Consider the following 19,196-nt stretch of genomic DNA (forward strand, 5'->3'; position numbering starts at 1 on the left):
TTCGCTGCTTTCATTCAATATTCAGTTTGGGTGTTTATAATGCTTTTTATGAATCGGGGGATGTGCTTGTATAGACTTCGACTGTGAAAAGGAGGTTTTCCATGGTAAGGGCAATTCAAAAAACATTGTATCTCATACTGGCATGCTTCATAGGACTGTTTATCGCTTCCTCCTTTTTTATCCGGGCGAAATATAATTATTTCGTATATGGGGACACGCCAGTTTTGGAGAAGCAACAGCTCGGCCTTTTTATTCTAGGGATTGTGGTGGTGCTGGCGTTAAGCGTTATTTTGTATAAAATATGCCTGAAGCTTAATCAGTACAGTTGGAAAATCGTCATTCCAGCCATATTGCTATGTTCTTTTGCCATTCAGATCGTGATCATTTTTCTATTTCCTCGCTTGCCGACGGATGATTCGCAGACGGTGCTTTCACTGGCACTCGATATGCTGTACAGGAATGACTATTCATCTTTTGACACGATGGGTTATCTGCATATGTTCCCGTTTAACTTCTCGATTGTTGTGTACTTAAAGACGTTGCTACAGTTATTTCCGGATAATTACTTGGTGATCAAAGTATTCAATATTCTATTTACACTCTTAACCTCGTTAATGATTTACCTGCTGTATAAAGAGCTCAAGGGTAAGTCTGAGGATCATGATTATGGCATTCTCGTGTTTGCCGCTACCTATATCCCTTCTTTGTTTATGAGTAATTTAATTTATAACGATGTGATCGCGACTGCCTTTTTGACAAGTGCTTTATATTTTGCTGTGAAATTTATAAAAAGAAAGTCCTTAAAGGATATTGTCTTCGTAGCCATCTTCTTGGCAGTCGGCAACTATTTCCGAAGTATCGGTGTTATTTTTCTGATTGCTGTGGTAGTCAGTCTATTGTTCAACATGCGTGCGATCGGGGTAAAAAAAGCTCTAAGCGCGTTGTTTATTACGGCTTTATTGTTTAATGTTCCAAGCTGGACGCAAAATGCTGTGCTGCAGGCGACGAATGTCGTAGATGAACCGATTAACGAAAATTCCGCACCGGTCTATATGTGGCTGAATATGGGGATCAATCTGGAGACGTTTGGATTCTGGGATAACTGGCAGAGCTATACGATCTATCAGCAGGATGCCAATTATAATAAGGCAGAAAGTACGCAGCTATTTAAAGAGGAAATCAGTCATAAACTCTCCGAGGCGAGCCTAAGGGACGTAGTGAAAATGTATTATAAAAAAATCGTTTGGACCTGGACAGAAGGAACATACCAGATGGAACGATATGGACTTGGGAATGATGGATCATCCAGTAACGGTGGAAGAATAGGCTTTGTCATGGACCGTTATAGCTACACTAATGCTGCTACGGATCTATTTAAGGGGGATTCGAGCTACCGCAACGGGCTACTGTGGTTGCTGTATGTCCTAAATTTTCTGATGTATGTTTGTATACTCGTTCGCTTAATCGGTGGAATAAGAGCCAAAAGATTTGAAGAGACCTCTTTGATTCTTGTGGTGCTGGGCTTTATCGGATTCTATCTACTATGGGAGATTAAGTCTCGATATATATACCCGGTATATCCGCTGCTGATCGTGTTATCCTACATGGGTTTTAAAGATGTATATGATTATATGTTAAAAAGATATTTTCCACGTTGACCATGTTTGCTCGGAAAGAGGGGGTTCAAAGATGCGGATCAAGCGATATATCGCTTTGCTCATAGTAGTGCTTAGTTGTTCCATGGTGCTCGCCTCCTGTGACGCCATCACCGCTCAGAAGATATTAAGTACAGATTCTGGTTCAAGGGCGAACGGGGGACAGGGCTTTAACGGTGGTCGGGGTAAAGATGGAGGTAACTCTCCCGGCATGAATGGTGGGACAAGAAGAAACGGCAGTCAAGGTACAGATGGAGAAGTTAGCGGGCAAAGTGGGCGACAGTGAACAAATTTCATGAACTTGCCCCAAGCCTACGAAGATTAAGTGTGATAGGATAAGATTACATTTAAATTCCCCGCGGGGGTAAGAAAAGAGAAAAGGGAGCAACATGAGAATCATTATATCGCCTGCCAAGAAGATGAAGATGGATACGGATTTTATGGATTGCCGCCAGATGCCGCAATTCATAAGCGAGTCGCAGACTCTTCTGGCCTTATTACAAAAGTTGAATTATGAAGAAGCCAAATCGCTGTGGAAATGCAATGATGCCATCGCCACGCTGAATGTGGAACGGATTCAGGATATGGATGTAACTCGGAGTCTTACACCGGCTATCTTTTCTTATGAGGGTATCCAGTACCAGTACATGGCACCTGGGGTACTTCAAATGGAGGAGCTGGAATATCTTCAGCAGCATTTACGGATATTGTCCGGATTCTATGGAATCGTCCGGCCGTTTGACGGCGTTGTTCCTTACAGGCTGGAGATGCAGGCTAAGCTTAGCGGACCAGGTTTCAAGTCTATCTATGAGTTCTGGAACAGGAAGCTGGCAGATCAGCTATTTTCGGAGACTGATATCATTCTGAATCTGGCCTCTAAGGAATACAGCAAGTGCATCTCCCCGTATGTTGGCGGAAACGTTCGAATGATTAGCTGTGTATTCGGGCAGAAAATCGGCGGTAAGATCGTTGAGAGAGCGACTTTGGTTAAGATGGCCAGAGGTGAAATGGTGCGTTTCATGGCTGAGCGGCAAATCACCTGTGTGGAGGATATCAAAGGCTTCGACGGGTTTGATTTCAGCTTTGCTGATGAGCTGTCGGATGAGAGTACGTATGTGTTTATACAAAAAAAGAATGAATAGAGTAAGTAGTACTATGGGTAATCTTGGAGGTGGTTGAACAACCAGCTTCAGGGTTACCTTTATTTTTGGTCAACGAAAACAGATGGGAAATTCTAGTTTTTTAAAGGGGATAGATTGCAGTATAGAGAATAAAGTTCGGATGGAATAAGAACAGGTGAAAGAGGAGGGCTTATGATTTTTAAAAGAGATCCATTGGACAAACAGAGCTTACTTAAAGAATTGGATTCACTAGGCTATTCCGACAGAGTCAAAAAAGTAGCGATATTAGGCCGTGATCATCTTGGATCTGTCCAGTACTCCCAATTACTAGCCTCCTTGCTGGAGGATGGCGTTTATGAAGCACGTCTTGCCTTAATCGGTGCCATTGCAACACATGATGCCCCTATTATTCTGTCAGCCCTGCGGCATCCCATGGCAAGTATCAGAAATACGGCTGCGGGTCTTTTGGCAAAGGTGGCTTCAGATGCTGATATTGAACGTGAGCTCCCCCATTTATCATATGATTGCCGCCGTAAGCTGTTGCACAGTATTTCACAGATTAACCGTCAGGAATTGGCGGAACGTTTATTGCCTATGGTGTACGCCCGGTGGGGAGCGGAGGAAGCCGCGATTATATTGCAGGCCTGTTATTCGGAAACAGTTAGTAAGTGGCTTGCTGATATCGGATATGCCATAAAAGACTGGAAGAAACTAGCCAGCAGGCATCTTGACGTAGTAGCGGAATACTTTGAAACAACGCTAGAAAGCACACCACCCAGGGAAAAAGGATATGTCTGGTGGAGGTTCTCATCAGCTATGGAGATCCTATGCAATCTGAAGGCGGATCTGGTACTTGCGTGTGCGATGAATCATGGACCCGAGGGTGTCATACATCCTGCGTTAAAGGAACAACTTGGTACACTTGTACGCCAAAATCCGAATAAGGTGTATCAGCTGCTGACTCGAACGGAGTCGCGGAGCGATCTGATTTCTTATGGTGTGCCTGAAGGGGTTCTAAAAAGAAAAAAATATTTATCCATGGAGCAATGGATTGAGATAGCGAAATTACTCGCAGATCACCCGATGCATTTAGCGAAGTTGCTGCATAATATTGCACCTTCCAACCGCCAAGTGATTTTTGATGCCGTGTATGAAGAAGATAAACGCCAAGAACGTGTTTTTCCGGAAAGATTACTTTATGTATTACCGCATGCCTTGCGTGACAAGGAAGCCACCCGGATGCTTGGCCTTCGTGAAATCAATGATGACCGGGAGAGAACAATCAGACTCACCGCTTGCCGTTCGATTCTTCATTCAAGAGCTGGGCTTGAACAAGCAACAAAGGTATCCAGTTCAGAAGAACGTTCCACGGCGCTTATGCAGTTGATTAGAAGTACGGTTCTTTCGAGACAGGGTATGCATGAGACTTTGGTATTTTTGGGCCGGATTAGAAATGAGCAAGATCCTGTTCGAGGTTTTGTGTTTAAGGAGCTTTCAGAAAGTCCTGCATCTGTGTTCACCGATGCCCATGTACAAGAACTTACTATGCTTGTTGATAGTGTTATAGATGCCAGAGATACTTCATATGGTACGAAGTTTTCCGTTCAACAACTGGCATTTGCTATTCTCCGGCATAACGCATTAAATCCTCACAGTGAGTTGTTCAAGTTCTCTTTAAATACGATCCGGAAACTGGCCCAGCAGAACGGACAGCTTTCACTTCCATCGTTGGAGAAGAATTTACCACAGGGAGTAGAAGAGGTCATCTTTGATGAAATCTATACATTAGCTGTACAGGGCAACAAAAGAGAAGACTACAATCTGGTGCTTAGCCTGGCTAGCTCATTTGGTAAAAGAGGTTATGGCATCATAAAACTTCAGAATCTGTTAAAGGAAGCAACGAGGGCAAAGGCAGATTCTACAGCCATACAAGCGGCCAGATACTGGCTTGCGCCTCGTACAACACGTGATGCCAGAGTTAAGGAATTATTAGCTTTAGATAAATCGTATATTACGATCCATGAAGTATTCCAGCATCTGCATCTGAAGCGTCAAGAATGGCTCGATCCTTTTATTTCAGGGGCTGTCATTAAGGGCAAGTTCCTATCAGGCAAAACTATCTATCTTGTGCCGGCCGCGGATGGATTCCACAGATGGCTGCCACGTCAGCAACAAGCATTAAGTGCCTTATTAGAAAAAATTGCATACGATGCCAAACGTAATCTTTGGGAGCGTGCAAGAGTTATTAAGATCATGGCAAGTATGCCTGATCTCGGTTCGGATAGGTTACTTGGGCTTATGCAGGATAAGGAAGTAACTGTAGTAGAAGCTGCACTTCATGCCTTTTCACTTATGGAAGAACCGGAGAAGGCACTTCCCATTCTGCTGGAGAATCTGGATGGGGACCGGGCACGTGTAGCCATGTACTCGATACCCAGATGCATCCGCAGGGTGAATCCGGTGTTACTGGTTACCATGCTGAAAGAGCTTCTGAATCGGGATAAGCTGAAGATCACTGTCAGAAAAGAGGCCATCCGCTTACTGGGTGCTTATAGAAGCGATGACAGCATTCCGCTATTGATAAACGAGTTCGAGAAACCAAATGCACACAAGGATGTAATCATTGCCATAGGGCATGCTGCAAAACAGCTTTTAGATGATGAGCGCGCTTGGGAGATTTTAAGTGCAATGGCTGCTTCATCAGAAAGTGATATCGCAAGAAGCTTGTTATCCCAACAGCCTAATGATCTTCCGCTAGACTATAGACTTCGCTATTTAAAATTAATCATTGAAATTGGAAATCATCCGGATGGGTTTGTTGGCAAGTATGCTTTCAGTTCTATGATGTGGTGGACCAATGGAAATGAAGGCATTGTTGCAGCTGCCACCGCTCAAGCTATTATGGATTTGGAAGATAGCACCAGATGGGAATTTGCCATGAACACGCTAATACAAACCTGCCGCGATGGTAAGATCAATGAGGTTGTAATCGTCGTTTGTCAGAAATTAGCTAGTGCGGCGATAAGGGATGAATGGAATGCAACTACCAGTAGAGATTTGCCTCATCGGCAACGTCTCCTGAAACTTATCAACCAGCTAAACGCTTTGCCAACAATCACCCGGGTGCACCTTAAACCTTTGTATACGGGATTGATTGAGTGTCTAGCATCGGATGAGACTTTACAGCAAGTTGTGATGAAGCTGTATATAGCAGTAATAGACTGGAATAATGTGCAGGAATCCGCCGCTTATCTGAATCAGATGGTTAACTGTATTTCAAATCAGCCGCAGCTGTTGAGCGACGCCTACAAGCAGGTTGCTTATAATTTAAAAGACAGCACAGGCTACTGGAGTCCGGAGACCTTATTGGAAATTGTAGATGTGCTAGGGTCTGAGGGGAGTTACGAATCTCAGTATATTGGACTTTCGTTGCTTGAGGTTGCCGGAAGTGCTCTACTCTGGAGTCCAGAGCCTGCAGAGCGTTTGAGGGTGTACAGAAATCACACGAATATTGCGGTTCGCTCACTTGCGCTAAATATTTGGACGGTGATAGATTAGTTTTCATAGTTTTAATAAAATATAAACACCAAAAAAGCTCAGGCTACAATTCGGCCTGAGCTTTTTTGGTGTTTATTCAATTAAGCTTCCATCTTCTGCGCCGTATAAAGGCGGTGGTAAAGACCTTTTTGTGCGATAAGCTCATCATGTGAGCCGCTTTCTGCGATACCTTTGTTAGACACATACATAATGCGGTCGCAGTTTTTTACGGTGGACAGGCGGTGCGCGATAATGAATGAGGTACGTCCTTTAAGGAGCTCATTTAGACCTTTTTGCAGCAAACGCTCAGTCTTCGCATCGATCGATGAAGTGGCTTCATCTAATATGAGAATTCTCGGATCAGCCAAAAGCGTTCTCGCGAACGAGATGAGCTGCCGCTGTCCCTGAGACAGCTTGGAGCCACGCTCGTTGACCTCCGTCATGTAGCCTTGATCGAATTCACGGATGAATTCGTCGGCGCACACGGCTTTCGCCGCAGCAATCACTTCTTCCTCGGTGGCATCGAGTTTACCGTAACGAATATTGTCCAAGATCGTACCGGAGAAGATGAAGCTGTCTTGAAGCATAATCCCCATCTGGCTGCGCAGGGACTTCAGCGTAACCTGCGAGATATCCTGATCGTCGATAAGAATCTTACCGCTAGAAATATTATAGAAGCGCGAGATCAGATTGACGACTGTAGTTTTGCCTGCACCTGTTGGTCCCACTAGAGCGATGCTTTCTCCCGCTTTGATCTTAAAGGAGATATTCTCCAGAATATTGAGTCCTGGGTCATAGGCAAAGGTCACATCGTCGAAAGTGACATGGCCCTCTACAGGCCGCAGTGTCTTCGCATCCGGAATATCACTGACGGTAACGGGCTCATCGAGCGTCTCGAAGATACGCTCGAGATAGGCAACGGCGTTGATGAAGTTATTGTACAGGTTCGAAAGATTCAGAATCGGCTGCCAGAAGCGGGCAGCGTAGCTGCTCATCGCCAGAATGACACCGAGGGTCATGTCTTGAGGACTCAGTGTTAGTAGGCCTACAAGGAAAATCAATGATGTAACGATCGTAGACAAGTTGTCTACGGAGAACGGAATAAGTAAGTTGTAACGTTGAGCCTTCATCCATTCTGTACGGAAATTACCCGCGAGACGTGTGAAGATTCCTTCGTTGCGTTGTTCCCGGGAGAACATTTGCGTCACACCAATACCGCTGATACTTTCTTGCAAATAGGCGTTTAGGTTGGAGCTTTTATTGGATACTGCTTGCCAAGCCCGGCGTTGCCGAGTTTTGATCAGCATCATGATGACAAAGAATACTGGCAGCCCTGCAAGGATGACAAATGATAGACGTACGTCAACAGCGAACATGAAGGCTGCGATAAAGAGCAAATTCACGATTTCTAGAATAAAGTTGATAATACCGTTGGATAACACATCTGAAACGGCGTTAACGTAGTTTACGACCCGGATGAGAATCTTGCCTTGCGGACGGTCGTCATAATACTTAAAGGGCAACTCTTGCAGATGCTTAAACAAATCTGTACGGATGTCAAAAATAATATCCTGCCCAACACTCGTCATGATACGTGAACGAATAGTAGCCAGATAAACGCTGACCACAATGGTCAGAAGCATCAGTCCAGCCCAGCCCAGTAGCGCAAGCTTCGCTTTTGCCGGAATGGTCACGTCGATCACATGCTGCATGATCAGTGGAGCTGATAGTGAAATGGCCGCTGAAAGTGCACTGAGGATAAATGCAACAATCATTGGCGTTTTCTTTCGTTTGATGTATACCATCGCACGCCGGAAGTGTTTTATATTAAACGGCGATTCCAGATTCTCATCGACGTCGAATTTATTCCTTGCCACTTGCGGTCACCTGCCTTCCAATACCCTCGTTCTGCAGTTTAAACACATCGTAGTAGTAGCCTCGTTTCGCTAGCAGTTCGGCGTGGGTGCCTTCCTCAACCAGCTTCCCGTTATCCAGAATGAGAATACGGTCAGCCTGCGCGGTCGTAGATACACGCTGCGCGATAATAATCTTCGTGCAAGGATAATCCAGCTCGCGTAGACTTTTCTGAATATGCTCCTCCGTCTCAAGATCGACAGCAGAGGTCGTATCATCCAGAATGAGGATCGGACGGCGAACTGCCAAAGCACGTGCTAAAGCGATACGCTGTTTTTGACCTCCAGATAAGCCGACTCCTCGTTCTCCGACAACGGTATCATAACCTTCAGGCATTTTGGTAATGAAGTCGTGTGCGGCTGCGAGCTCGGCAAAGCTTTTCGCATCTTCTTCCGGAAGATCAGGATCACCATAGGCGATGTTTCCATCGATAGTATCAGAGAACAAGAGCACATCTTGGGTCGCCATGCCGATATTATCACGCAGTTCATCGAGCTCCAGCTTTCGGACATCAACGCCGTCGACGAGTACACGTCCTTCGGCTACGTCATAGAAGCGAGGAATCAGGTTGATGATTGTTGTTTTGCCTGATCCGGTCGAGCCCATGATTGCTATGGTTTCACCAGGTTCTACGGTAAAGCTAACATCGTCAAGTACGATAGCGCTGTCATATTTGAAGCGGACATGATCGAACTCAATACGGCCTTCGTAACGGCGTTTGTCAGTAGACGTATGCTCGTTTACGATATTAGGCTTTGCGTAATAGATATCAATGATTTTGGACAAGCTCGCAAAAAAGCGCTGAATGTCGTTGATAATAATACCAATGTTGCGCATAGGGTTGGATATAGCCCAGATCAGTGAAGAGAAAGCTGTAAATTCACCGAAGGTGATCCGGCCGTTCATCAGGAACAAACCACCTGCCAGCATTAGAATGACGTTGAAGCCCTGAGCGAAGGATTCCAGAAAAGGAAAGTAATCAAGCCATACAAGGGCGGCCTTTTTGTTCGCTGTAGAGTAATTGACATTCTTCTCCGTAAATTTTTGAACTTCGAACTCTTCGCGGGCAAAAGCCTTAACCACACGGTTGCCTGAAATATTCTCCTGAGTAGTCGTGTTAAGCTGGGACAGCCGCTCACGCAGGTCAATATACATAGGACGGACGCGTTTAGCGAATATGTAAGCCACGATAAAAATGGGCGGTGACAGGATTAGCATCCACAGCGTTAGCTGAGCATCTATAGTGAAAAAATAGATAACAGCAGCAATGAAGATCGTTAGCGATTCAATGATCGTTTTGAAAATCCATGCCATCGAGTGCCGAACCATGTCCAGATCCCCGGTCATCTTGGTCATGAGATCACCGGTACGGTTACGGTCGTAATATTCTCTGTCCTGTCCTTGGATCTTGTTGTACAAAAAAATACGGATATTGTACATCATGTTTTGCGAGGATCTTTCGTACTGCATAGTTGTAATATAAGCAAGTCCTGTGCGCAGTAGAGAAAATCCAATCATGCCCAGACAGAGCATAATCAATAATTGCCGTTCTTGTGTAAGATTCTGCAGCGCATTGTCACCTGCTATAAACGTATCGACAATGCGCTGACTGATGTAAGGGTTTACAATCGTAAGACTTGAACCCACTACTGAGAGGCAGAGCGCTAGAATGTATCGTGTCCGGTTGCCCTCTAAGTTCTGCCATAGCCATTTCAGTTCGAACATCTGATCACCTGTTTCTGATTGTTCTTGTTCTTTCACTCTTGCCTGAAAAGAGTGAATAAAACAAAGTGATTATAACATTATCAATTGACTAAGTATCGTTTACGGTAAAATTTCCTTGTTACATTATTGTTACAAAAAAATGAACTTATTAATGATGTGAATTTATCCTTGAGTAATGAGGGTTTGCCATTCGGGCTTGGGCGTTCTAATTATGATAAACTGAAACAATGTAAAGTGATTAGGCTTGGTTTGGATAGAGACAGGAGGATGGAGAATGAGCTTTGTTGCTGTCAAAAATGAGTACAAGCGTTACAAAATGGGTGAAAGTGTGATCGTTGCCAACGACGGAATTGATTTTGAGATAAATAAAGGTGAGTTTGCAGTGATTGTCGGCCCCAGCGGTGCGGGCAAATCGACGGTGCTTAATATTCTTGGCGGGATGGATTCTGCTGACGAAGGCCAGGTCATTGTGGACGGTACGGACATTGCCAAGTTCAGTGCCAAGGAGTTGACGGGCTACCGCCGCAATGACGTGGGTTTTGTGTTCCAGTTCTATAACTTAGTGCCGAATCTTACCACACTGGAGAATGTTGAGCTTGCTTCTCAGATTTCCCCGCGTGCACTAGATGCGCGTAAGGTGTTGGAGGATGTGGGATTAGGTGCACGGCTGGATAATTTTCCGGCTCAGCTGTCTGGTGGTGAGCAGCAACGTGTCGCTATCGCCAGAGCGCTAGCTAAACAGCCGAAGCTGCTCCTTTGCGATGAGCCAACAGGTGCGCTAGATTACAATACTGGTAAGCAAGTGCTTAAGCTGCTTCAGGATACCTGCCGTAACACAGGCACTACGGTCATCGTAATCACGCATAATTTGGCGATTGCGCCAATGGCAGACCGGGTTATTGAGATTAATAATGCTAAGGTACGGAAGATGGTAACCAATCCTTCGCCAGTATCCGTTGAAGATATCGAATGGTAAGGAGAAGGCATCTATGAAAAAGCGTGCGTTATGGAAAGATATTTTTCGTGAAATTAGGCATACCAAAGCCCGATTTATTTCGATTTTTGCAATTATCATGCTGGGCGTTAGTTTCTTTTCTGGCATCAAGTCAGCCGGTCCAGATATGCTGGATACAGCCGGAACCTTTTATCAAGAGACGAGACTAATGGATCTGAAGGTGCAGACCAACTATGGTCTGACCGAAGATAATATCGAACTGCTGAGCGATGTACCGGGGATCGATGAAGTTCAGCCGGGTTACAGCGCAGATGTGTTTAGCGGCGATAATGCTTTGATACTCAAAGTCCATTCTTACAATTCAGATAAACCTCTTAACCAGTACAGTATGATTGAAGGACGTCTTCCAGAGGATTCCGGAGAAATCGTATTGGATGACAAGCTGGCTGGAAAGTATGCGCTGGGCGACAAAATAACGTTCAGCGGAGCTGGAACGGATGCGGAGTTGTCGAACAACTTTGAAACTTTGAATTATACTGTTGTGGGCTTTGTGCGAAGTCCTCAATTTATAGAGAAGAGTACCCGGGGCACCAGCGGAATTGGTAAAGGGACGGCGGATGCATTCGCAGCGATCCCAGAGTCAGATTTTAAGCTCCCGGTCTATACGGAAGCCTATCTATCCTTCAAGGATACAACCGGAGTGAAGGCTTATTCACCAGAGTATGAGGGATTGATCGAGCAGCATACCAAGTCAGTAGAGCAGGCGATGTCCAGTGTGCCGGAAGCTCGGCTTGCGGAGATGCGCGCGGAAGGTGAGAAAGAGCTGTCCAGTGGACGAGGCAAGGTGGCCGCCGCCGAGAAGCAGCTCGCCGATTTAAAGCGCCAGCCAGAAGTGGTGCAGCAGGGACAAGCTGCAAACATGAAAGCCATTGCTGATGGGCTGGTCTCTGCCAAGGCGGAATTGGCTGCAGGGGAGCAAAAGCTTGCAGAACTAGGGCTCCCGAAGGTCTATGTCACTGACCGCAGTGCCAATCCGGGATATGCCGAATATAAAGACAACGCTGATCGATTATCGGCAATTGCGAGTGCTTTCCCGGTATTCTTTTTCCTGATTGCTGCGCTGGTCAGCTTGACGACTATGACTCGAATGGTCGAGGAGCATCGTTTGCAGATCGGGACACTTAAAGCGCTTGGGTATGGCAACCGTGACATTATGGCCAAATTCTTGGTTTATGGTACACTTGCCAGCTTGACGGCTTCGGTTGCGGGACTTGCGCTCGGTTTTACCATGTTTCCAACCATTATCTATAATGCGTACAGTTCGCTTTATAATCTGCCGGATCTTATCAAAAGCTTCTATCCGTCGTATTCCATCATTTCCATTATAGTGGCGCTTATCTGCACTACATTGACGGCTTGGATTGCCGCACGTGTAGAGCTGCGTAGCAATGCTTCTGTGTTAATGCGTCCGAAGGCGCCAAAGAGCGGGCAGCGGATTCTACTGGAGAGAGTTACGTTTGTATGGAAACGGTTGAGCTTTGTTCAGAAAGTTACCGCACGGAATTTATTTCGCTACAAGCAGCGGATGTTCATGACTGTGTTCGGCGTGGCCGGCTGTACGGCGCTGATTCTGACCGGGTTTGGTCTTAAAGACTCGATCGGCAGCATTGCCCCTCAGCAGTTCGGCACGATTATGAAATATGATGCACTTGTAGCGCTGCATGAAGATGCGTCTGCTGATGCGCGGGATGCCTACGAGCAATTGATTACTGGCGAGTCCACTATAACTGGATCACTAAGTGTGGCACAGGAAACGATGAAAGCGCACAGCAGTGGTGTAAATGATCAGGATGTGCATATGTTCATCCCTGCATCTGTTGATGCGATATCCGATTATGTGGAGCTGCGGGATCGAGTGAGTGGAGAAAAACGCACGCTTTCGGACGAGGGCGCTATAATCTCGGAGAAGCTGGCTAAATTATACGGGCTTGAACCCGGCGACCAGTTGAATGTGGTGGACAAGGATAACGAGACATTCAAGATTAAGGTCATAGGGATTACAGAGAACTATGTAATGCACTATGTTTATATGACACCTGCGTATTATTCTTCCGTATTTGGACAAGAACCGGTGTTCAACACAGAGCTGCTGAAGTATACCACGCACGATAAAGCATGGGAGGACAAGTTCGGCGAGAAGCTAACGGATAATGAGGGAGTGGCCGCGGTCAGCTTTTCCAGCAACGTAGGTACTGCCTTTGATGACACCATGAAGAGTATGGATGTTGTAACCTTGGTACTCATTGTATCGGCTGCTGCTTTAGCTTTTGTCGTCCTCTACAATTTGACCAATATTAATGTCTCTGAGCGGATCAGGGAACTATCAACCATCAAGGTATTGGGATTTTATGATAAGGAAGTAACGTTGTATATTTACCGCGAGAATATGCTGCTAAGCCTACTTGGCATTGTAGCCGGATCGGGTCTTGGCATTATATTGCACAGCTTCGTTTTAAATACAGCTGAGCTGGATGCGACGATGTTCGCGCCGATTATTAAGTGGCCAAGCTATGTGTATGCCGCACTCTTAACACTGCTGTTCTCAGGCATAGTCATGGCTTTCATGCACATTAAGCTCAAACGGATTCATATGATTGAGGCGTTGAAGTCGGTAGAATAAGCGGAGCTTCCACACCAAAAACAAAAGTTGATCCTACTTAAACACAAAGGACCGCTTCGAACAGCCATTGTTATGGCTACTCGAAGCGGTCTCTTTTGCTTTGAGAGGCGATGGAATCTTTTAACGTGAGCCGATCGATAACTTCATATGCAGGATAGGAAAAGGATTCCCCTGTTCATCCAGTGCAGAACGCTCAAAAACTTGAAAACCCATACGTTCATAGAAACCTAAGGCCTGCGGATTTTGTTCATTTACATCAACGTAGACTACGTTCAGTATCTGTATAGCATAAGCAACGAGCGATTTACCAATTCCTTTTCCCATTGCAGCAGGTTCTACGAATAGCATTTCAATCTTGTTATCCTGAATCCCTATGAATCCAAGCGATTGGTCATGGTCATCTATAAAAGCAAGCAGATGATTTATATGCTCCATCCCTTGTATAACCAGTGGCCGCAACACATCAATGTCCTGTTCAGACAGGAATAGATGTGTATGCCGCACAGATAATTCCCAAATATTCAGTAGACGGTATAAACATTCTTCATTTCTAGTGGTGATTGGTTGTATCGAGTCCATGTCTTCCCTCGCATTTCCACTTAATTCGAAGAAGATGAAGCTGCAGCTGCAGCCGACGCAGCCGCAGCCCCAGCAAGAGCAGCCTGCTGTGCGATCACAATATTAGTGATGCTGGTGGAAAGCATCGAGGTTACAATGCCGCTTTGCACATCCTCTACATATTTGAAGGCTACCAGCGCAGCTGACAGCAGTAGCAATTCCTGCTTTACAATGGACCAGCTGCCAAAGCCTTTTTTGTTACGCAGTAATTCGAAGGTCTCTGAGACTTCCGTAACCATGTCCTTATTGTTGGAGGAGAGCAAAGTTAGCACGCCCAGCGAAGAAAGGGTATATTCCTTATCTAACCGGATGCCATGTGCACGGAACGCATCTCGTAATGCCAGTACACGATCCGCTGCTTCTGAAGCTTCTTTTCCAAGAACCAGTACCTGTGTCAGAGCTTGCACACTGTTCCCCGACATAAATTCAGGCTTTAGTGTAGTGTAAAGCTGCTCCATCCGGTCGATGCCGCTGTCCACGTCGATATCGGAAAGGCCGAGCATGGCAGAGAAGATATAATCATCATGTCCGGTAAGGAAACGGTGCTTCGCTTTCATGCTATCGTAAAACATCTTTGCGCGTTCTACCGTACGCTGATACTGATCTGTTGTCGTATTAGCGGCGATTTGATAAGCGGCAACGACGAGATAATCAGAGGCTCTAAATTTGACATCCTTCAATAAGTCATACACGGTCAGCGTGTTAGCAAGCTGTTGTTCCTTGTCAGCAGAAAGAGAGAGCATAGTAGCAATACTGATTGCCGAGTTCCCCCTAAACGAAGAAAACATTCCGGTATTTTCTTTAATAAGCTCGTGGCCCGCACGAATCGCATCCTCATCTGCCCTTTTATTCTCTGCTGTGTACAGTAACCCCGCCAAACGGCTAACCATTGCATTATGCCAAGGAAAAGCCTTTTTGATCCTCTGCGCGTTCTCTGCGAACAATTCAACCCTTGCAGCATACTGCTCGTTCATTGGATACACCCCTCAGTTATCTATAATTCATAATATTACGAAAATTTTCTGAGTTGGATTCATTTGTTTGGGGTGTTTATTGTTTTTAGATCGTAACCAGCTCTTTAGCATACCGTTTGCCTGACGAAAGAAGGCTGTCGCTCAGTTCAGGGTCATTTACAGTCCTTGCAAGAACTAGAGAGCCAACCATGGTGCTGAACAGTGCGCTACCTTTGGAGGGCTCAATTCCCGCCAGATCGGAGATAAAAGCAATCATCCGCTCCAGTTCCTGGGTGAATACTTGCCGAACTTCTTCGGAAGAATGAGATATCTCGGCAGAAAGGGCAGGGATAATACAGCCCATCTCCGTTTTGTCGCGGTGATACGGACTTAAATAATAGTCAATGACCGCATTGATTTTGATGTGCTGCTCTTCCTGGTCCGCGACCTTTTGCAAAAGTGCGATGGTATCGCTGATGGCATACCGGCAGGCTTCGGCGACGAGTTGTTCTTTGTTGTCGAAATGTGAATAAAACCCGCCGTGAGTCAATCCGGCTCCCTTCATAATGAAGGGAACACTTACATCATGAATGCCATGGGTGCGAAAAGCCTGGGCAGCACTTTCAACAATCGTATTCCGTACTTTTATTTTATGGCCTTTGGGATAGGGCATCATAATCACTCCATAGCTTCATAATTCTACTTTTAAAATATTATATGCATCATAATAAAGCCTGTCAATTTAACGATTCTGAGCACTGTCTGCTTATGAAAGGATAAACACGGTTGTTGACGGTTTTAAAATATGATGGTAATAATATATTACGATCATCATATTTTAAAATAGCAGGTACAGGAGGTATCAGGAGATGGGGAAACTTGAGTTCGTAGAAACGTTGGTCATTGGATCAGGTCCGGGTGGGTATGTGGCGGCGCTGCGATCTTCACAACTTGGAATGAGAACAGCGATTGTTGAACGCAATCAGCTAGGTGGAGTCTGCACTAATGTTGGGTGTATTCCCTCCAAAGCATTAATTGCTGAATCCCATCGTTACGAGTTGCTTAGACCGTTCAGCTCTGCGGATGCGGCAGTGTCATTTAAGAATGCTCAGGATTTCAAGCAAGGAATTGTGAATAAGCAGGCAAGTGGAGTTGGCTATTTATTAAAGACTGCAGGTGTGAGCATTTTGGAAGGGGAGGCCAGATTGGTCGATGAGCATACCGCTATTATCAGTCAGTCTGGACAAGAGCAAAGCATTTCTTTTAAAAATGCCATCTTAGCCACAGGATCACGTCCGATTGAGCTGCAAGCCTTTCCAGTTGGCGGACGTGTTTTGTCTTCGACAGAAGCTCTGTCGCTCCGTGAAGTTCCAACTAGCCTAGTAGTTATTGGCGGTGGATATATAGGCGTTGAGCTGGGGCAAATGTATGCCAAATTTGGAACAAAGGTAACGATTCTGGAGGGAGGAGATCAAGTGCTGCCTGGATTTGAGGCGGAGCTTGTGAGCCCTGTTGGAAGGCAGCTGAATGCTGATGGGATTAAGATGATTACCGGAGCGACAGCTGTGAACGTAGTGCAGAGTGCAGACGCCATCACACTGCATTATTTGAAAAATCAGGAGCAGCTGCATGTGACAGCGGAATATGTGTTAGTCACTGTCGGCAGAAAACCAAATACAGACGGCAATTTAGGGCTGGACCGTATAGGTTTGCCAGTGACGAGCAGGGGGTTCCTTGAGACAGATGAACAGTGCAGAACGGCTATCCCGAATATTTTTGCAATTGGAGATATTACGTCGGGTCCTACCCTTGCTCACAAGGCGTCCTATGAAGCCAAAATTGCGGCAGAAGCCATTGCAGGTCTTTCCTCCGAGGTTGATTATAGAGCCATTCCGCTTGTTGTTTTTTCTGATCCAGAGCTGGCCAGTGTTGGCTTAAGTGAAACAGAAGCAAAGGCAAAAGGCATCCCGCTGGTTATTGGCAAATCTTCTTTTGGGATTAACGGGAGAGCATTGGCCTTGAGGGAAACGGAAGGGTTCGTCAAAATTGTAGCGGACCCAACCTCGGGAATCGTTATTGGTGCCCAAATTGTTGGAGTAGAAGCATCTACACTGGTGTCGGAGCTTGCCCTTGCCATTGAGATGGGAGCAACTGTAGAGGACTTGGCGATGACCATTCACCCTCATCCCACATTGGGAGAAGTGATTATGGAGGCTGCCGAAAATGCGGCTAAAAAAATGGTAAGGGGAGAGAGCGGGAAATGAAGATAAAAGCAGGTTTATATATTGGAATTGCGATTGCGTTAATCGTTGGAGGTTCACTACTTGCTATAAAAGGAAAGGATGCTGTCAGTCAAGCTGAGAGCAGGAAACAAGGGATTCTTGATGCAGAGCAAAAGACTATATTTTATCAGAACAGTCCAGGGTCAATTGTAGAGGTCAGTGTGGCTGTAGGTGATTCTATAAAACAGGGAGAGGTATTGTTCAAGGTTAAATCCGCTGAAGAAGGAGAAACAGATGTACTCGCGCCGGAGGACGGATCGGTCAACAGGATTGTTGTAAAGCCGGGAGATCAAATACAGCTAGGAATGCCAATGGCGGTTTTGCAAAAAAACAACTTTTATACAGACCTTTACATACAGGAGAGCGAAATCCAAAAGCTAAAGGTGAATCAAAGTATCGACGTTCATTTTCCGTATTTGAACCATCCAAGCGAGGTGACGGGTGTCGTTACTTCCATCGCAGCCGCCCCTCAATTTGCGAGCTTACGCATGTCACGTGAAAAAGGGCAAGCCGATTTAAACATGTTTCTTGTCCGTATAGCTATGGATGCGAATGCTGATTTGCTTCCGGGGATGACAGCGGAGGTGAAGCTCGATGAAGTCACTGATTGATGAGTGGAAGTACGTGGCGGGCAGTAAGTATTTACGCCTGATTTTTATTGGTCCGCTTATCGCGGCTATATTTTTTGGCTTGATGTTCTCGAAGAATCAAATCAGCGAATCGCATGTTGTAGTCATTGATGAGGATCACAGCTCGTATTCACGACAGCTGATCTCTAAAATAAATGCTTCTCCATATATGAAAGTAACTAATGTGTATGCCAGCCCCTTAGATCCAGAAACATTATTGGCAAATGAGCAGGCTGTCGCGGTCATCACCCTTCCCAAAGCGTTAGGGCTGCATCAGCAGCAGGGGATATCAACGAATCTCGGCATCTTAATGGATAACACCATGCCATCAGGTCTAACCGGCATCCGAACTGCGATTCAGGAAGTCATCCAGACGGAAAATATGACTCTTTCTATGACCCGTCTCCTCCAAAAGGGGATGGATGCCGAAACCTCTAAAGGACTTGCTTCTCCGTTGTCCCTGCAGCAGCGGATGTTGTTTAATCCGACCACAAGTTATGTGAGCTTTATGGTCATTGGATTTGTGAATATTGTGGTGCTGATGATTACAACAAGCGCAGCAGGTTCAATTGCCCCTCGCTTACGGCAGGAGGGGAAACTTTTTGCAAACGGGAAGTCTCCTTGGCAGATTTGGGTTCGTAGTGTACCTTACGCTGTTTTATCAACGATCTCGCTGCTCCTGTGTTATGGCTTGTTAAAGCAGGTGGGGGGAATGCGCTTTGAAGCAGAGCCTTATCTTTTTATTATTCCGCTGTTTGTGTATGCCTTTGCTCTGTCACTTATGGGCCTGTTGATTGGTTATACTGCCAAAGACGTATCCAAAGTTAATTTACGAACTAATTTCGTATTGTATCCGTCGTTTCTTGCCACTGGAATCCAATTGAGCCCATTAGCGTTTCCGGAGTTTTTTCAAATTTCCGCTTGGGCATTGCCGATGAACTGGCTTAATCGTCTTATACGCGGGATGGCTTTTCGGGATGTGGCGTTAACAGCCTACAGTCAGGAGCTGGGAGCACTGCTGATCATTATTGGTGTTGTATCCTTATTCATCGGATTGCTGGTGCTCAGGGAGGCGAACAAATCCGAGGTTCAGCTCTCGAAATCAGTCCCAGCTTCAGTAATCTAAT

14 protein-coding genes are annotated in these 19,196 nt (G+C 45.6%); 9 read left to right on the forward strand and 5 right to left on the reverse strand.

Annotation, left to right across the window (positions count from 1 at the left end):
• The first annotated feature begins 101 nt into the window (after nt 1-101).
• The 4 genes from NSS87_RS03675 (at nt 102) to NSS87_RS03690 (ending at nt 6,334) form a co-directional block, all read left to right on the forward strand.
• Nucleotides 102-1,658 carry a glycosyltransferase family 39 protein gene (locus NSS87_RS03675; protein ID WP_339244849.1) on the forward strand — a complete coding sequence of 519 codons (1,557 nt, stop codon included), beginning with the start codon at nt 102-104 and terminating at the stop codon, nt 1,656-1,658.
• A gap of 31 nt (nt 1,659-1,689) precedes the next feature.
• The gene (locus tag NSS87_RS03680; protein WP_339244850.1) at nt 1,690-1,941 is read left to right on the forward strand and encodes a hypothetical protein; all 252 of its coding nucleotides are present in this window, start codon (nt 1,690-1,692) and stop codon (nt 1,939-1,941) included.
• Between the two features lie 103 nt (nt 1,942-2,044).
• Nucleotides 2,045-2,797: a peroxide stress protein YaaA gene (gene yaaA, locus NSS87_RS03685; protein WP_339244851.1), complete on the forward strand. Its 753-nt coding sequence runs from the start codon at nt 2,045-2,047 to the stop codon at nt 2,795-2,797.
• Between the two features lie 171 nt (nt 2,798-2,968).
• Nucleotides 2,969-6,334 carry a HEAT repeat domain-containing protein gene (locus tag NSS87_RS03690; protein WP_339244853.1) on the forward strand — a complete coding sequence of 1,122 codons (3,366 nt, stop codon included), beginning with the start codon at nt 2,969-2,971 and terminating at the stop codon, nt 6,332-6,334.
• Nucleotides 6,335-6,414: 80 nt separating this feature from the next.
• Here NSS87_RS03690 and NSS87_RS03695 read toward each other — a convergent pair whose 3' ends face one another.
• Both NSS87_RS03695 and NSS87_RS03700 read right to left on the reverse strand, forming a co-directional pair.
• Entirely contained in the window at nt 6,415-8,190 is a 1,776-nt protein-coding gene (locus tag NSS87_RS03695; RefSeq protein WP_042184891.1) for an ABC transporter ATP-binding protein, read from the reverse strand.
• Entirely contained in the window at nt 8,177-9,952 is a 1,776-nt protein-coding gene (locus tag NSS87_RS03700) for an ABC transporter ATP-binding protein (protein ID WP_339244856.1), read from the reverse strand. The genes NSS87_RS03695 and NSS87_RS03700 overlap by 14 nt, the downstream gene beginning before the upstream one ends.
• Before the next feature lie 274 nt (nt 9,953-10,226).
• Between NSS87_RS03700 and NSS87_RS03705 the strand changes: the two genes are divergently transcribed.
• Nucleotides 10,227-10,928, forward strand: coding sequence for an ABC transporter ATP-binding protein (locus NSS87_RS03705; RefSeq protein ID WP_042184895.1), 702 nt, complete (start codon nt 10,227-10,229; stop codon nt 10,926-10,928).
• Between the two features lie 13 nt (nt 10,929-10,941).
• Nucleotides 10,942-13,587 (forward strand): FtsX-like permease family protein, encoded by a 2,646-nt coding sequence (locus NSS87_RS03710; protein WP_339244859.1) that lies wholly within the window; start codon nt 10,942-10,944, stop codon nt 13,585-13,587.
• Nucleotides 13,588-13,707: 120 nt separating this feature from the next.
• Here NSS87_RS03710 and NSS87_RS03715 read toward each other — a convergent pair whose 3' ends face one another.
• The 3 genes from NSS87_RS03715 to NSS87_RS03725 form a co-directional block, all read right to left on the reverse strand.
• Nucleotides 13,708-14,166, reverse strand: a complete 459-nt coding sequence (locus tag NSS87_RS03715) for a GNAT family N-acetyltransferase (RefSeq protein WP_339244861.1) — start codon at nt 14,164-14,166, stop codon at nt 13,708-13,710.
• Between the two features lie 20 nt (nt 14,167-14,186).
• Nucleotides 14,187-15,179, reverse strand: coding sequence for a DUF4003 family protein (locus NSS87_RS03720; protein ID WP_339244862.1), 993 nt, complete (start codon nt 15,177-15,179; stop codon nt 14,187-14,189).
• Nucleotides 15,180-15,264: 85 nt separating this feature from the next.
• On the reverse strand, nt 15,265-15,831 hold the full coding sequence (locus NSS87_RS03725; RefSeq protein ID WP_339248418.1) for a TetR/AcrR family transcriptional regulator: 567 nt from the start codon (nt 15,829-15,831) through the stop codon (nt 15,265-15,267).
• 196 nt (nt 15,832-16,027) lie between these two features.
• On the opposite strand from NSS87_RS03725, the gene lpdA reads away from it, so the two are divergent.
• The 3 genes from lpdA to NSS87_RS03740 are packed head-to-tail and all read left to right on the forward strand — an operon-like array spanning nt 16,028 to nt 19,195.
• Nucleotides 16,028-17,422, forward strand: coding sequence for a dihydrolipoyl dehydrogenase (gene lpdA, locus NSS87_RS03730; RefSeq protein WP_339244865.1), 1,395 nt, complete (start codon nt 16,028-16,030; stop codon nt 17,420-17,422).
• Nucleotides 17,419-18,051 (forward strand): HlyD family efflux transporter periplasmic adaptor subunit, encoded by a 633-nt coding sequence (locus tag NSS87_RS03735; protein WP_339244867.1) that lies wholly within the window; start codon nt 17,419-17,421, stop codon nt 18,049-18,051. The genes lpdA and NSS87_RS03735 overlap by 4 nt, the downstream gene beginning before the upstream one ends.
• On the forward strand, nt 18,035-19,195 hold the full coding sequence (locus NSS87_RS03740; RefSeq protein WP_339244870.1) for an ABC transporter permease: 1,161 nt from the start codon (nt 18,035-18,037) through the stop codon (nt 19,193-19,195). The genes NSS87_RS03735 and NSS87_RS03740 overlap by 17 nt, the downstream gene beginning before the upstream one ends.
• Nucleotide 19,196: the final 1 nt, after the last annotated feature.

The organism is Paenibacillus sp. FSL F4-0243 (assembly GCF_037963295.1).
Taxonomy (GTDB): Bacteria; Bacillota; Bacilli; order Paenibacillales; family Paenibacillaceae; genus Paenibacillus_AQ.

Excerpts from the sequence above, each read along its gene's own strand:
- NSS87_RS03710 (WP_339244859.1), top strand. The coding sequence starts at position 10,942 with ATGAAAAAGCGTGCGTTATGGAAAGATATTTTTCGTGAAATTAGGCAT.
- yaaA (WP_339244851.1), top strand. The coding sequence starts at position 2,045 with ATGAGAATCATTATATCGCCTGCCAAGAAGATGAAGATGGATACGGAT.
- lpdA (WP_339244865.1), top strand. The coding sequence starts at position 16,028 with ATGGGGAAACTTGAGTTCGTAGAAACGTTGGTCATTGGATCAGGTCCG.
- NSS87_RS03740 (WP_339244870.1), top strand. The coding sequence starts at position 18,035 with ATGAAGTCACTGATTGATGAGTGGAAGTACGTGGCGGGCAGTAAGTAT.
- NSS87_RS03680 (WP_339244850.1), top strand. The coding sequence starts at position 1,690 with ATGCGGATCAAGCGATATATCGCTTTGCTCATAGTAGTGCTTAGTTGT.
- NSS87_RS03700 (WP_339244856.1), bottom strand. The coding sequence starts at position 9,952 with ATGTTCGAACTGAAATGGCTATGGCAGAACTTAGAGGGCAACCGGACA.
- NSS87_RS03690 (WP_339244853.1), top strand. The coding sequence starts at position 2,969 with ATGATTTTTAAAAGAGATCCATTGGACAAACAGAGCTTACTTAAAGAA.
- NSS87_RS03720 (WP_339244862.1), bottom strand. The coding sequence starts at position 15,179 with ATGAACGAGCAGTATGCTGCAAGGGTTGAATTGTTCGCAGAGAACGCG.
- NSS87_RS03705 (WP_042184895.1), top strand. The coding sequence starts at position 10,227 with ATGAGCTTTGTTGCTGTCAAAAATGAGTACAAGCGTTACAAAATGGGT.
- NSS87_RS03725 (WP_339248418.1), bottom strand. The coding sequence starts at position 15,831 with ATGCCCTATCCCAAAGGCCATAAAATAAAAGTACGGAATACGATTGTT.
- NSS87_RS03675 (WP_339244849.1), top strand. The coding sequence starts at position 102 with ATGGTAAGGGCAATTCAAAAAACATTGTATCTCATACTGGCATGCTTC.
- NSS87_RS03735 (WP_339244867.1), top strand. The coding sequence starts at position 17,419 with ATGAAGATAAAAGCAGGTTTATATATTGGAATTGCGATTGCGTTAATC.
- NSS87_RS03715 (WP_339244861.1), bottom strand. The coding sequence starts at position 14,166 with ATGGACTCGATACAACCAATCACCACTAGAAATGAAGAATGTTTATAC.